The sequence below is a fragment of the Bartonella sp. AP72JLCBS genome (assembly GCF_042195705.1).
Lineage (GTDB): Bacteria > Pseudomonadota > Alphaproteobacteria > Rhizobiales > Rhizobiaceae > Bartonella.
This window is the reverse complement of sequence record NZ_JBHIOU010000011.1, coordinates 23,267-38,938: the sequence shown is the minus strand read 5'-3', so window position 1 is coordinate 38,938 and position 15,672 is coordinate 23,267. Positions and strand designations below refer to the sequence as shown.

The following is a 15,672-nucleotide window of genomic DNA, read 5'->3' as shown; positions in this document are numbered from 1 at the left end:
TGTAAAATCATTCTAAACAATTTATTTAAGATGATGATACCAATTATAGGATACGGTAAGTTATGGCGCTTGATATAACTGATGAAAGTGAAATTTATAACTTAGATTCTTTGGTTAGCTATTTCCAAGGGGGGTATAAAGCAGAAGATGATTGGCGCATTGGTACAGAACATGAAAAATTTCCGTTTTATAGAGATGGTTTTCACCCTGTTCCTTATGAAGGAGAGAGGGGAATCCGAGCGCTTTTAGAGAGGATGCAAAGCGCCTTAGGATGGAAACCTATTTTAGATGAAGAGAATATTATTGGGCTCGTAGGATCAGTTGATCAGGGAGCCATTTCTTTGGAACCTGGGGGACAATTTGAATTATCTGGTGCACCATTAAAATCAGTAAGCCATACATATTACGAGTTGATGGAGCATTTAACTCTTCTCAAAAAAATTGCAGAACCATTAGGTATAGGTTTTTTAGGTCTTGGAGCTAGTCCAAAGTGGACTTTAGCTGAAACGCCGCGAATGCCTAAATCACGTTATCAGATTATGACTGATTATATGCCTAAAGTGGGGTATAATGGTCTTAATATGATGTATCGCACATCAACAGTTCAGGTTAATCTTGATTTTTCATCTGAAAGTGATATGCGGCGAAAAATGCAAGTATCCATGAAGTTACAGTCCATTGCAACGGCATTATTTGCAAGTTCGCCCTTTACAGAAGGGCGCCCAAATGGCTTTTTATCGTGGCGTTCTGAAATTTGGCGTAATACGGATAATCAGAGGACAGGCGTTCTGCCCTTTGTATTTTCTGAGCGTTTTGGTTTTGCTGATTATGTTGAATGGGCCCTTGATGTTCCAATGTATTTTGTTGTGCGTGATGGTCGTTATTATGATTGTACACACATAACGTTTCGTCAGTTTATGAATGGAGCATTAAAAGGACAAGTTGCAAATTCAATTCCAAACATGGGAGATTGGATTAATCACTTATCAACGTTATTTCCTGAAGTCCGCTTAAAAAGATTTTTAGAAATGAGGGGAGCTGATTGTGGTTCTTGGAAGCGCATTTGTGCGTTGTCGGCTTTTTGGGTTGGGCTTCTTTATGATAGGGAAGCACTTAATGAGGCAGAGGCTTTGACAAAAGATTGGTGTTTTGAAGAAGTTTTAGAGTTGCGCCAACGCGTTCCTAAAGAAGGGTTAAGAACTCCTTTTCGTCAAACTATTCTTTTAGAGTTAGCACGTCAAGCTCTCGCTATTGCTCGCAAAGGCTTAAAAAATCGCAAACAGTATGATACGAATGGTTTTGATGAAACAAATTTTCTTAATCCTCTAGAAGAGGTTGTTGCAATGGGACAAACAGATGCTGAAAAATTTTTGTCCCATTACTATTCTATTTGGAATGAGTCGGTAGAACCTTTATTTTTAGAATGTGCCTATTAAATTTGAAGCAAAGATACTTCCTACTTTTTTAAAAATGCATATAACCGTGGTGGTTCATTCACTCATTTGCTCTAGAGAGCATATCCTACCTTGCTTTTAACATTTCTCATAACGGAAAGGATACAATACAAAAATTTCTTGGGGAGTGTGATTTTTATACCCAATAATATCACGATATTTCCGTAATCATAATGTTGTCCCTTTGTACAAAAGATAGTTCATAAGAGATAAAGCTTATTATCAAACATTTTTTATTCACTTGGCTAAGCCTACTTATGAATAGGTCTGAAAATTATATTTTTTACTTTTAAAAGGGATAAAAAATATAATTTGCGGCTAATAGTCAATTATTATAATTCAATATACGATGCTTATATGAAAGAGTATTTTATTATACAAAAATTACGATATCAATCTTTCAGTGCGCTAAAAAGACAGTAGAAAAAATACCGATAGATCTATGTATGTATAACTCAATTTTATTTTTATAAAAAAAGAAATATATTATGTAAATAGATAGAAATAAAGATTATTATATATAATGAATGTGTTAATTACATCATTAAATATTGATAAATAAAAAATATTATCTTCATAGAGTTATATGAAATTATAAGCTATTCATAGATAAGAAATAACTATTTGTATGCAAAGGGGTATTATATTAAAATACTATTATTCTTGATAAAGAGGCACGAGATAAAGAGATTGAGCTTGTAACGAATGAGTGTTTGAATACGCACAAAAATTCAAAAAAGCACAACATTTCTATAGCAGAATAATCTTTATCAGTATGAGCGCAACTTATTATAGGCAATTAATTATCCCCATACATTGTAAATCTGCTGTAAGACTGCTTTTAATGCTTTAAACTGTACTATTCATAAAATTTATAATATTTGTAGGCTTAAAGCCTCTCATTTTAATCATATATCCTCAGTCTTTTCCATTGTTTTCATTATCTAGAAATTTGTAATCGTCTTTGTTATGCTCTCACTAGGATAAGCAGCTTTAAAATGTGCTCGTCCTTCATCCGTAATGGCATCACGCCTCTGTAAACCAGATGTTTTTCTTTCCTTTATTGAATTTGCAAACAAATGGGATTGTTTTTCATCATGAACAGTTACAGAGATTCAACGTTTTTATAAAGATACCGTGGAAAGCATTGACCTGTATCTATTGCATCTAGATTAGGCAAATTCTTAGCTATCAATACAGAAAAAACGCTTCGTGCTCCTATGCCTGTAATTTGTATCATCCTATTTTCAACTTTTTGTCCTATCAGGACTATACGAGGCATTTGGTAAATTCCATCGTTGAGATTCCGATTATAATAAAACCACTGTTGCGTAAAAGGATAATATGAACTCTGAGTGAGGCATGCCTCTTCAAATTCAAAAACCTTTCCTCTTATTAGTTCTTGCGTAACATTATAACTCCAACTTATCTTTTTTATATCTAAAGTGACAAAATTATCTATAGCACGTGCACGTGTTGTTCGATCAGCATATGAATAGGTATCGTTAAAACGTTTTACTGCGCTATTATAAAAAGCAATCATATTATTTATATTTTCTGCTCAAGCTCCGCCCTCCAATGTTACGGCAACTCTTGCATTAAGATGTTTCATAAGAGGTCTTTCTACTCCTTTCTTATACATTTTTACTCATACGCCAGCCCTGCTTGTGACGTGCAAGCAAATGATTTTGATTGATTCAAGATAAACAGGTTTGAAATGAGAGAATCTTACGTTATTCGGGACTCTCATTTAATATGCAAAACAGTAAATTATGATTATAAATCAATATGTTGTATTTCAAAGCCTTTTTATGACTATAAAAAGAGTTTTGAAAAATAAAAAAGCTTTCATTGAGAGCAAAGAAAGAATGTATAAAAAGTATTTTCAATAAAATAATTATATTTGAAGTGCTGATCAAAGCTATTGAGAGTGCAGTCCATAAAATGAGCAGAAGTAGCTTGTTGGTGTATTTTCTAGAAAAATCATGAATGTTCGATTGTTAATTCATCCTTGCTTGGAAAGCTCGCTTCAGTTCAAATAGAAAAAGAGAGAGGTAAGGAGATTTATAGGATAAGATATGCTAGAATTATTCAATATTAAGATGCAATGAATGCTGCTTATATTTCTCTTTTTTAACTATTTTATAAGAGCATAAATTTAAAGAATAAGAAAATAATTTTATTTATTTTCTTTAAACAGTTATTAGTAGATAAAAAATTCTCTTTTAATCTATAAATTAAAAAAATAATGATTTTGTAAAAGCCTTGTAAGCTTTATAGGTTAATTTTAAATATCATGCATTGATTTTGAATTATGCAGATTATTTATGTCAACCATAATAATAGTGAGCATAGACAATGACACTTAATTTTTTCGTCAATTTATTTCTATTTGTTATTTTTTTATTGTTGGTTTTTCAAAGTAAGAAAATGCAATGGAGTCTTTCACTACGTGTTATGCTATGGCTTATCCTTGGCTTGATTTTTGGAAGTGTTTTGCAGTTTATTTATGGAGAGGGTGAAAGCACTTTATTGAAATCCGTTGAATGGTTTAACATTGTCGGTGAGGGCTATATTTTATTGTTGCAAATGATTGTTATGCCACTGGTTTTTATCTCTATCGTTTCAGCAGTTGCTCATTTACATTCTGTTTATGCTGTTGGAAAGATGAGTATAATAACAATTTCAATATTGCTTTTTACAACGGCTCTTTCAGCATTGGTTGGTGTGCTTGTGGTTAATTTTTTTGGATTAACAACCGATGGTTTGGTGCATGAAGGGCAAAATGTTTCTGCTCTTCTTGAAGGTCATATTTCTAAACTTGGAGATATGAATATACCAAAGATGATTTTGTCTATGATTCCTAAAAATCCATTTGCTGAGTTGAGTGGAGCTAAACGTACGTCAATTATTAGTGTTGTGATTTTTGCGTCATTTTTAGGTGCATCGGTTCTTCTTTTAAAGAAAGATGAGCCAGAAAAAGGAGAAAAAGCGCTTTTATTTATTCAAGTGGCACAAGCTTGGATTATGCGGTTAGTCCGTATTGTGATTGCTTTGACGCCTTATGGTATTTTTGCACTTATGACGAAAGTAGGAGCAATATCGCGTATTACAGATATTTTAAATTTACTGGTTTTTATCATTGCCTCTTATGTCGGTATTATTTTAATTTTTGGAATTCATGGTGTATTGCTTGGTATTTCTGGGATTAATCCCTTTCGTTTTTTCAAAAAGGTTTTACCAGTTTTAACATTTGCTTTTAGCAGTCGTTCAAGTGCTGCAAGTATTCCTTTGAATATTGAAGCGCAAACACAGTGGATAGGTGTACCACAATCCATTGCGAGTTTTGCAGCTTCTTTTGGGGCAACAATTGGACAAAATGGTTGTGCTGGTCTTTATCCAGCGATGCTTGCGACCATGATTGCACCCTCTATGGGTATTAATCCTCTTGATCCTACTTGGATTGCTACGCTTATTGGTGTTGTAACGTTGAGTTCTATTGGTGTTGCTGGTGTGGGGGGAGGTGCTATTTTCGCTGCATTGATTGTGTTACCAATTATGGGGCTTCCTGTTACTTTGGTTGCTGTACTTATCTCTATTGAACCGCTAATTGATATGGGACGGACTGCTCTAAACGTGAGCGATTCAATGATAGCTGGAACGGTCACCAGTCAAATATTACGGACAACAGATAAAAGTATTTTTAAAAAATAATTTTAGATTATATTTTTTGGGGCTGTAAAACATCTGTAAGAGATATTTGCGCTGAACCAGGTTGTAGCGGTTTTTGTTGATTGGGATGAGGAGCCCAACCAGAGAGCCAGATGAAAGAAAAATGTGCACGAATACGTCCATCAGGATCACTAAATCGTTGTGCATAGATTTCAGCTGCGCGGAGAAAAAAACGTTTGGATACAGGGCGTCGTGAACGATTGATGAGTGCATTTTGCATTCCCATAGCTTTAAGATCGTGCATAAGGTCAAACATTGTATTATAACGTATTGTGATATCTTCAACGTCTGCTACAGGCAGGGCAAAGCCAATACGCTGTAAAAGAGCGCCTGCATCACGAATGTCGGCAAAAGGGTAGATTCTAGGGCTTGCTCCATCATAAATTTCACTTTCAGCTTGCAGCAGGCTTTCGCGCAATTCTCTTAATGTACCAGCTCCTGCCATAACAGCAAGAAATAAGCCATCTGGTTTAAGGGTATTTTTTATCTGGCTTAGAACACCAGGGGTATCATTGGTCAATTGTAATGAAAGAAGTGAAACAATAAGGTCACAGTAACTTTGAGGTAAATCAAGAAATTCTCGATGACGTAAATGAAATTTTTTATCATGGCTTTGATAAAGCGGATCGGTCTCAATGCGTTCTATGGAACAAACTTTTCCAGATTTCATTAAAGCTTGCGCAGCAAGGTCTGTATGGCTGTGTAAATCGAGAGCTAATGTAAAGAGGCGATCAACAGTGCTAAGGCGTTTATAGAGATCTTCTGCCATGTGAGAGAGTAAAAAGTCACATCCTTTTTTTGCTTTTTGAAAGGCACGTTTTCGGAATTGTTCAATGCGGTTATGATCAAAAATTAAAGGATGCGACATATTGTAGAACACTTTCGATCTATGAAAGAATATATTTTGAAAAGGTTCATTATTTGTGCAAGCTCTGTCAAGTTTATAATATGAAAGAAATAAATTTATAGAAGGTAAGAGTTTTTAAAGGAATTAAAATTATAAATTGAGGAAATACAAAGGAACTTTTGTTCTGAGGGAAACTTGTAAAAGCCTAAATTTATAATGTTGTATTTTCGAGAAGCGGCGTTAAATAGCGGAGATATACTAAGTAAGTTCGTTGAACGCTTGAAAACGATGCTTTATCCACCAATTTGTCCTGGATGTAAGCAAAATGTTTCTACTTATGGTACGATTTGCTCCGAATGTTGGAAAGATCTTCAATTTATCACAAAACCTTATTGTCCTGTTATGGGGACTCCTTTTGTTTGTGATATGGGGGATGGTTTTCTTAGTGGTGAAGCACTCCGTAATTCCCATCCTTTTTCACGTGTTCGCTCAGTCATTGTTCATAAAGGGCTTGCACGAACTTTAGTAACGCGCTTAAAATATGGTGATCATATAGAATTGGCATCATTTATGGCCAATTGGATGATGTTTGCTGGACGCGAGGTTATTGATGATTGTGATGTTATTATTCCCATTCCATTGCATTTTCGTCGTTTTTGGGAGAGGCGTTATAATCAATCTGCTGAGCTTGCACGTTACATTGCAGCATCACAAAAAAAGCTTTTAAAACCGAGTTGGCTTGTTCGTTGTCGGCATACCCGTCCGCAGGTTAGTCTTTCTTCGAGAGAGAGAAAACTTAACGTAAAAAATGCTTTTAAGGTTTCGCATAAAGTTAAAAAATATCTCAAAGGATGTTCTGTTTTGCTGATTGATGATGTATTTACAACGGGTGCAACAGTTACAGCAGCAGCTGCTGCATTAAAAGATGCAGGTGCACGGCAGGTTGATGTGCTAACATTTTCGCGTGTTCTCAAAGAAGATTCTATTTTTCCCTCTTCTTAAGAGGAATTTAAAATGAATATTATTAAAAAATATTGGAGGATAATACTATGAAAGAGGTAATAATTTATACACGCCCTAACTGTCCTTATTGTACAAAAGCACGTGATTTGCTTAATAAAAAAGGCGTAAAGTATACAGATATTGATGCTTCCACATCCCTTCGCCAAGAAATGGTACAGCGTGCAAATGGACGTAATACATTTCCACAAATTTTCATAGGTGATTATCACGTTGGCGGTTGTGATGATCTTTATGCTTTAGAGGCTGAGGGAAAGCTCAATTCTTTATTACAAGGCATATAATATTTGTAAATTACATATTCTTAAGACCGTTTTGCAAGAAGGAGATAGTTAACGCCCATGTCTTTTGAGCGATTCCAGCTGTCGTTTAATGGGTTATAAGTAATACCTATCTCATCAATGACAGTCAGAGCGTTTTTTGATAAGAAGTTTTTAAGTTCTAGAGGTTTTAGGAATTTTTTATAATCATGGGTTCCTTTAGGAAGCCAACGTAGAATATATTCAGCGCCTACAATAGCAAGCCCCCATGCTTTCCATGTGCGGTTGAGTGTTGAGACAAACATCACCCCTTGTGGTTTCAGCATTTTTGCTGTAGCTTCTATGAAGAGATTAACGTCAGCGACATGTTCAACAACTTCCATATTAAGGATGATATCAAATTTCTCTCCTTCGTTGGCGAGTGCTTCTGCCGTAGTGATACGGTAATCAATTAAAAGATCATTTTGGGCTGCATGAATTTTTGCGACTTCAATATTCGTTTGTGAAGCATCAACGCCTACAACTATAGCACCAAGACGTGCCATTGGTTCAGATAACAAGCCTCCTCCACAGCCAATATCAAGAATTTTCAAATTGTGAAAGGGCGTAAGTGAAGAAGGGTCACGATTAAACTCTAAACAGATTTTTTCTCTGATGTAAGCAAGGCGTGTTGGGTTAAATTGGTGAAGAGGTCGAAATTTTCCTTGTGGATTCCACCATTCTGTAGCAATACGTGAAAAATGATCAATTTCACTTTGATCAATAGTTGTCGGCGTTTTATCTATCATTTTGCTTTCCTTTTATTTTTAATGATCAGGTCAAGTAGATTTTATACAAAGTCAAGAGAAATTAATATAATCATAATGAAACTTGCACAAATGATAGATATTCGCTATGTCGAGAAAATGGTTAGTTGATACAGCATCTAATTCTCATTACTGTTTGAGATAAAAGATGTAAAGGTAAGAGTGTTATTAATGGCGCGCATTGTCATGAAATTTGGTGGAACATCTGTAGCAAACATGGAATGTATTCATAATGTTGCACGGCATGTCAAAAGAGAGGTTGATGCAGGCAATGAGGTAGCCGTTGTCGTATCTGCGATGGCTGGTAAAACAAATGAACTTGTTCAGTGGACAAGTGATGCTTCCTCTATGCATAGAGATGCTCGTGAATATGATGTTGTGGTTGCTTCTGGTGAACAGGTTACGTCAGGTTTGTTGGCTTTGACACTTCGAGAAATGGGGGTGAATGCACGTTCATGGCTTGGTTGGCAAATTCCTATTCATACAGACAATGCGCATGGCCGTGCACGTATTACTAATATTGATGGATCTTTTTTAATCGAGTGTTTTCAGGAAGGTCAGGTTGCCGTTATTGCTGGTTTTCAGGGGTTATCTCCGGATAACCGGATTTCTACCTTAGGGCGTGGGGGATCAGATACAAGTGCTGTTGCTATAGCCGCTGCTGTACAAGCTGATCGCTGTGATATTTATACGGATGTGGATGGTGTTTATACAACGGATCCACGTATAGAGCCGAAAGCGCGTCGTTTACCAAAAGTAGCTTTTGAAGAAATGCTAGAAATGGCTTCTCTTGGTGCAAAGGTTTTACAGGTTCGTTCTGTTGAATTGGCAATGGTTCATAAGGTTCGTACCTTTGTGCGTTCAAGTTTTGAGGATCCTGATGCGTTAGGCATGGAGGATCCAATGAGTTCTTCTGGAACACTTATTTGCGATGAGGATGAAATTGTGGAACAACAAAATGTTACTGGTATTGCTTTTGCTAAGGATGAAGCACAAATTTCCCTTCGTCGGCTTGCCGATCGTCCAGGGATTTCGGCAGCAATTTTTGGTCCCTTGGCTGAAGAAAGCATTAATGTTGATATGATTGTGCAAAATATTTCTGAAGATGGCTCAAAAACTGATATGACTTTTACTGTACCATCATCAGATGTAGAAAAAGCCGTTACACTTCTTGAAAAGAATCGCAAAGAAATTGGATTTGATGTTCTCCAGTTTGAAAGCGATCTCGCCAAGGTATCTGTGATTGGTATTGGAATGCGTAGCCATGCAGGTGTTGCCGCTACAGCATTTAAGGCTTTGGCTGAAAAGGGTATTAACATTCAAGCAATTACGACCTCAGAAATTAAAATTTCTATTTTGATTGATAGTGCTTACACTGAACTTGCGGTTAGAACATTACATGCTGTTTATGCACTTGATAAGGGATAAGTATTTTTAGTTTCAACAGAGTTTCAATAACGTAAAGATTTAATATATATTAATAATTTTTGTTAAGGATATTTATATTTTTAACTTAAATGGAATATTTAATACAGCAGAACTCTCTCATTTTAAACTTGTTCATGATGAATTTAAAAATGGTTACTTATACATTACAAGAGAAAGATGTTTGGGTAAAAACTCTGTTTAAGAAGGGATATAAAATATGCCGACTATAAACGTTTTAGAGCCTATAGAGTGAGATGGAGAAGACTTTACGATAAGCCTTAATAGAACTAAGGAACAATGCACTGCGTTTATTCAAAGAATGCATATTACATGAGGGACAGCCTCGTGAATACAGATTTAATATTATAAATCTTAGAGCAATGGGAGCTCATTGGATTAGTGATGGAATTACCAAAATAGAATTGATGATGTATTTTCTAGAGATGTTTAGTTTGTCATCAAATGATTGTTTATGACTTTATGTATATCTTGAAAATTTAATTTTTTCCATATTACGAGGCAATAAAAAAATATATCTCTATAGATAATATTTATGTTGCACTATAAGTTATAAAATTACCATGTCTTATGCGTTTATAGCTTTTTCAGAAGTACTTTTCATAAAATCATGTAAATATAGATCAAAATTAATGATAATGTTATAGTGTGTTGCTTTTATGATTTTATTACTTAAATTTTTTTTCATGTCTATTTCTTTTTTTTGAATTATGATTAAGATTTTCAAAGTTTTTGATACCTCCATATGTTTTTTAGGTTAACTTTCTTCCCTTAACTACTCTATTATAAGTATTTTCTGTGTCATACTGCCAATCACACATGAAATACATTCTTTCGTTTTTGCAGTATATTGTGCTAGTTTCTTATCATGTTTACATATTTTGCAAATGGTGGTCTTTGTAAGTAAAGCTCTTCTTGTGAGAAATATAGCCATATTATTTTACCCTTCTTGTATTTTATGTGGCGTTGTACAATTTGAAAGTCTCGGAAATATTGCTTTTTAAATTATCTATGAAGAGTATTTTATGATATCAAGAAATATAGAGCGTGCTCTTTAAACAAAAAGAAAATAAATATCAAATAAGAGCGGAAAAAGGGGAGAACAACGATATATATGCTCTATTTTTCCACCAATCATATGTTTTAGAATAGTCTAAATGACTAGGGTTTTCTTTTTTTCCGCGAGTTAATTACGTAAACTAGAGTGCTCCCTATGGAAGCATGCTTCAAGTTTAATTCTTTCATGGAGTGAGACAAGCGATGTGTCGATGATAAAAAACGGGAATATTTTTCCACTCCATCGTCAATCTAGTAGTGATGTTATGACGTTGTTATTCCAAATAAATCTTTTGTTTTTTGTTACCTGTATCAATATCTAATGTCAGTGCAGATGCATATTTGATGGTATATTGAGACGGATAAGGGGCCTACGAGCAACTCCTGTTTTTGTATGCCAGATAGGAATAAGGATGTTGCGTATACCTGGTGGGGTAATTTCTGAAATGGAGATAAAACCTAATTGGGTGAGATGAAGCCATAAAAGTGAAAACCAACTTCCATTTTACAACTTCCTTTTAATTCTGCTTTACAATTTTCAAAGGTATTGACAGCAATATCTTTTAAATAATGGATATTACACATTGGTTCACGTTTTTGTTTATTTGCGTTATTTAAATCTATATGCCTTTCACGTAAAACAAAACGCTATTATAGTGCCAATTTACGCGCTTGTTTTGAAGAAATATCTCTCTCCCCAAGCGCCCCCCCACATTATGGCGCCTGTGGATGGCTAACGTAAAGTTTATTGGGGACCACCATCTCCTTTACTTAGATCAAATGTGTCAGCTGGTCGTCATCATTTAATTTTTAGTTTTCCTGTTGAACAGCGCTTATATGGATATGATGAAGCATTCTTATTTCTTTCTTCAAATAATCCATACTTCTCCTCGGCTTGTGACGTGTAAGAGAATAGTCTTGATTGATTCATCATGTACAGATTTGAAATGAGGAAATCATACGATATTTAGACTCCATTCAAGATTTATAATGATAAATCAAATATTTTTTATCCAAAAATAATGTGCTTTTAAGAAGATAAAAATTAAAGTTATTTAGAATACCGCAATAAAATCAGTAACGAGGAGGGTGGTTTATTGGAAAAAAATAAACCATGGAATTACTTAACTGATTATTGAATTTTGCTTATTCTTATCTGTTTCGTATGATTAAACATAAGATATTGATTTATAATAATTAATTTTTTCTTTATAGTGAATAATAGTCCCGACGAAAGGCAGCTTTTCTGAAACCACGAAGCCTTTTATATTGAAACAATTAAAATTATTTCTGTACATATCATGAGTGGAGCTGGTGCATGAGTAAAAGAATATTGAAGAAAGGAATAAAAATATCTCTTATAAGTCTTCTTAAGAGTCAAAGGTGTTGTAACATTAGAGGCTCGTAAATAGTATGATGATGTTAGTTTTCTCCTTCATAAGTGTAAAGATGAGGCGAGACAACAGCTTTTACATTAAATATCGTCCGAACCCAACAAATGAGCGAAATCGCTTTTTAAAAGTTCTGCATAAAAATGTATTTTCAGTTAGTTTGTTAGGAACTATGAGAAATTCCTTTATTGCGCTTAATATAAATAAATCCATATCCCAGACCGATAAGGGCAGATAAACCTGAGCCACAAAGGACCCCAATTTTTGCCGCATCAAGCAGAATAATATCTTTAAAAGCGAGCATTGAAACAAAAATAGACATTGTAAAGCCAATTCCTGCTAAAAAACCAATGAGTAAAACGCCTGTCCAGGTCATATGAGGGGGGAGGCGGCATAGCCCTGATTTTACAGCTATATAACTGGCAGTGATAATACCAAGAGGCTTACCGATGAAAAGACCAATGACAACACCCAGAACAATCAAGAATGATTTGTCAGAAGAAAGATCAAAGTTTGCAAAACTTACTCCTGCATTTGCGAAGGCAAAAACTGGCATGATACCGTATGCAACCCATGGATGCAATGCTTTTTGAACACGTGTTACTGGGGCGATCATGGCCCGTTGTCCTTTGCGCATCTTTTTCAATGCTGTTGAAATATGATGCAGATCTGTTTTTGTATTTTTTTCTTGAAGAATTTGCATAGCATTACTGAGCATGGTGAGTGGCGCTACAAGAGTACGGGTAGGAAGAACGGGAGTCATCATCCCTAAGATTACGCCAGCAAGCGATGGGTGAACGCCTGTTACCATTAAACCCCACCAAATGATTGCACCAGGTAAAATGTAAAGCCATGCTGATGCAAGCCCGATCCACTGAAAAAATAGTACCAAAGCAATACCCGCTCCTGCAATCATTAAACCGCTAGGATCAATGTTTGTTGAGTAGAAAAAAGCAATAATAAGAACAGCGATAATATCGTCAATAATTGCTAATGATAGAAGAATAATATGAAGATTAGAAGGAATTTTTTTCCCTAGAAGAGCAAGAATACCTAGAGCAAAGGCAATATCTGTTGCTGTTGGCACAGCCCAACCGCGGATATGTCCCTCGTTAAAATTGAAGATAAAGTAAATAATTGCAGGAACACAAACGCCCCCTATTGCAGCAACAATTGGTAAGATTGCTTGTTTAAAATCGGCAAGAGCCCCTTCATGAATTTCGCGTCGAATTTCCATTCCTGCGACGAGAAAGAAAATAGTCATAAGGGCATCATTAACCCAGAAATGTAAATCCCATGAAAGAGTGAAATGACCCAAATTAAAGCCAAGAGGTGTATGCCAAAAAGATTCATAGAAAGCAGCATATTTAGAATTGGCAAAAATAAGTGCAGAAGCAGCAGCTAATAAAAGAACAACACCACTAAGAGCTTCAATATGGAGAAAACGCTCGATAGCAGAAAGCGCTTGATTAGTGACACGAGAAGCGCGATTAGGCAGGCGATTTGAAGATAAATCAGACATGAACAACTCCAAGCATCGTCAATTTTAGATTCTATACTCTCTGTATAAATGACTTTGTATGATATCTTCTGTATCATACAAAAGAAAAAAGAGGAATAAAGTTCTTAATTTATAGACAAGATCATCATGTTTAAAGCACAAAATGTTTAACGCGACGCTTCATTTTTAATAGTGAGATGTACTTTGCTTAAAGCCTTAGATAGATCATTTTGTAGAGCAGATTCGAGATCAACTATTGCGAGACCTTTATTATCTTTTGCTTTAATTTTAACGATCAATGTTTGTGGATTTTTAGCAAATTCTCCTAAGGATTTTGAAATTTTTTCTGCTTCGTCATGATTTTTTAGCAGAATTTTTGGGGTCTGCGTCATCATTAGATAGAAATCGTCATAAAGTTCCTTTTTTAGATCATGTTGGCTGTCATTAAGATTTTGCGCAAGATAAGAAAAAAGCTTATCAATGAAACCTGCATCCGTATATTGTATATCAATTTCATTGATGCCAAGGTCTTGAGACGCAGCAATCATTATATTTTTCTGACCAGAAAAAAGCTTTTCATCAACATCAATAACCTTAGCCGAGATGTTCCCAGATCCAACGTTTTTCATATTGAAAGACATTGTATCAAGAAAGAGCATACGTTTTTTTTCATCGTAAGAAATATCAATTTTTCCTGAAACATTAAAGCGCTCAAAGTTCAGATTTTTGAAGAACTCTAAGTCTTTTTCATTCATTTTTTTAGGTAAAACGGAAAGGTTATTGAGAGAAAGAAAAAGCTTTTTAGGGATAGGTTGTTTCCACAAACTTGGTTTGAATTGGAATGATTCGAGCGTTGCTTTCAACTGCGGTATATCAACGGTGATATTATCAACTTTGGCATCCGCTGAGGTAATGGCGAGCAGTATGTTTAGAAGAAGACCATTTTGTGCTACTTTTTCAGCGATTTTATTATTCTCTTTTCTTGCATTAAGATAAGCTTTGATTAATTTTTCAGGAGTTTGCTCAAGCGGTTTCATCTTTAAACCAGATGTTTTAAACTGCCCAAGGAAGAAAGAGCTGTTTTTTTCTACTTCTTCAAAAATATCGACACTTATATTATTCAAAGAAATGGGGCCAGTAACGGTTTTACCTTGATTGAGAGCATTGTTTTTTCCAAAAATGATAGAGTAGGCATAGTTGATGTCGATATCATGGGCTTTTATTGTATCACTTTTAGCCATAAGTTGCATCTGTTTGGCACCATTTGCTACGACCGTTTTAAGATCCATATTTTTGATACTAACTGAATGGATATGGTTATTTCTAAAATCAGAAAGCTGGAAATTCTTGATTTCAACCGTTTCTGTTCGGTTATTTTTATTTTCTATAGAAAGTTGTATATTGGGAGCAATAATTGAGGAAAGCTCAATACGCATCATTGATTGTAAAAGACGTGATGTTATCGTTCTATCCTTTTCTTTTAAGGATACATTCCGAAGAGAAATTTGGGGAATTTGCACATGAATATTATTATGCTTTAAATCAACATTATAAAATGTAAAAGTTCCGGGAATAAAGGAAAGAGGAGGACGGGCAGAAATGGCACCAATTTTAAGTGATGTACCAGCTGGAACAGGTAATGTCACATTCTTCAAATTGATTTTACCTAGAATGCTTACTTCAGATGTTTCGGCTTTTATGGAATGACGGGCTATTTCTTTTCTTACAAAACTGTCAAGATAGGGTTTTGCAATATAAAATCCACCAACAATTATAATTGCCAAGATAGCAACAAATCCAATAATGCAAGTGAGCCAATATCTGAGGTTACTTTGATACCCACTATTAAGATTGACCATTCTTTCTTCTTTCATTTTTACCACTCTTTGAATTGAGAGTGAAGATAAATTCTTTTAAGCAACGACAAAGGTTTAAATATAGCGTGTACCAGTTTCAACAATTATCTACTCTCTATATTAGAGTTATTCTCATCTTTTTTACAATATAGCTTTATCAACTTTTATCAATTTTCTTTGGGTTCAGCACTTTATAGAAAAGCACGCATAATAAGGAGAGGCAAGTTTATGCGCATCATAATTTTTTATCACTTTAAAATTATCCTAAAATATTTCGATGTCTGCTTTTATCTTGCTGCTGTT

The 15,672-nt window shown here is 34.9% G+C and carries 9 protein-coding genes and 1 pseudogene; 5 read left to right on the top strand and 5 right to left on the bottom strand.

Features of this window, described 5'->3' with window-relative positions; translation table 11 throughout:
• Window positions 1-62: 62 nt before the first annotated feature.
• On the top strand, window positions 63-1,436 hold the full coding sequence (locus ACFILO_RS06965; RefSeq protein WP_375612076.1) for a glutamate--cysteine ligase: 1,374 nt from the start codon (window positions 63-65) through the stop codon (window positions 1,434-1,436).
• A 980-nt stretch (window positions 1,437-2,416) separates the two neighbouring features.
• Here the strand turns inward: ACFILO_RS06965 and ACFILO_RS06960 are convergent.
• Window positions 2,417-3,015, bottom strand: a pseudogene (locus ACFILO_RS06960) (type ISP restriction/modification enzyme); the annotation flags it as partial.
• A 797-nt stretch (window positions 3,016-3,812) separates the two neighbouring features.
• On the opposite strand from ACFILO_RS06960, the gene ACFILO_RS06955 reads away from it, so the two are divergent.
• Window positions 3,813-5,168: an L-cystine transporter gene (locus ACFILO_RS06955; RefSeq protein WP_375638025.1), complete on the top strand. Its 1,356-nt coding sequence runs from the start codon at window positions 3,813-3,815 to the stop codon at window positions 5,166-5,168.
• A 7-nt stretch (window positions 5,169-5,175) separates the two neighbouring features.
• On the opposite strand, the gene ACFILO_RS06950 is transcribed toward ACFILO_RS06955, so the two are convergent.
• Window positions 5,176-6,054, bottom strand: coding sequence for a methyltransferase (locus tag ACFILO_RS06950; RefSeq protein WP_375613540.1), 879 nt, complete (start codon window positions 6,052-6,054; stop codon window positions 5,176-5,178).
• A 195-nt stretch (window positions 6,055-6,249) separates the two neighbouring features.
• On the opposite strand from ACFILO_RS06950, the gene ACFILO_RS06945 reads away from it, so the two are divergent.
• Both ACFILO_RS06945 and grxC read left to right on the top strand, forming a co-directional pair.
• On the top strand, window positions 6,250-7,035 hold the full coding sequence (locus ACFILO_RS06945) for a ComF family protein (RefSeq protein ID WP_375613539.1): 786 nt from the start codon (window positions 6,250-6,252) through the stop codon (window positions 7,033-7,035).
• 47 nt (window positions 7,036-7,082) lie between these two features.
• The gene (gene grxC / locus ACFILO_RS06940) at window positions 7,083-7,337 is read left to right on the top strand and encodes a glutaredoxin 3 (protein WP_375612081.1); all 255 of its coding nucleotides are present in this window, start codon (window positions 7,083-7,085) and stop codon (window positions 7,335-7,337) included.
• 20 nt (window positions 7,338-7,357) lie between these two features.
• On the opposite strand, the gene ubiG is transcribed toward grxC, so the two are convergent.
• Window positions 7,358-8,101: a bifunctional 2-polyprenyl-6-hydroxyphenol methylase/3-demethylubiquinol 3-O-methyltransferase UbiG gene (ubiG, locus tag ACFILO_RS06935; protein WP_375613538.1), complete on the bottom strand. Its 744-nt coding sequence runs from the start codon at window positions 8,099-8,101 to the stop codon at window positions 7,358-7,360.
• A gap of 189 nt (window positions 8,102-8,290) precedes the next feature.
• On the opposite strand from ubiG, the gene ACFILO_RS06930 reads away from it, so the two are divergent.
• Window positions 8,291-9,547, top strand: coding sequence for an aspartate kinase (locus tag ACFILO_RS06930; RefSeq protein ID WP_375629782.1), 1,257 nt, complete (start codon window positions 8,291-8,293; stop codon window positions 9,545-9,547).
• Window positions 9,548-12,175: 2,628 nt separating this feature from the next.
• On the opposite strand, the gene nhaA is transcribed toward ACFILO_RS06930, so the two are convergent.
• Window positions 12,176-13,534 carry a Na+/H+ antiporter NhaA gene (gene nhaA / locus ACFILO_RS06925; protein ID WP_375618444.1) on the bottom strand — a complete coding sequence of 453 codons (1,359 nt, stop codon included), beginning with the start codon at window positions 13,532-13,534 and terminating at the stop codon, window positions 12,176-12,178.
• A 146-nt stretch (window positions 13,535-13,680) separates the two neighbouring features.
• Entirely contained in the window at window positions 13,681-15,387 is a 1,707-nt protein-coding gene (locus ACFILO_RS06920) for a hypothetical protein (protein ID WP_375678042.1), read from the bottom strand.
• Window positions 15,388-15,672 lie beyond the last annotated feature (285 nt).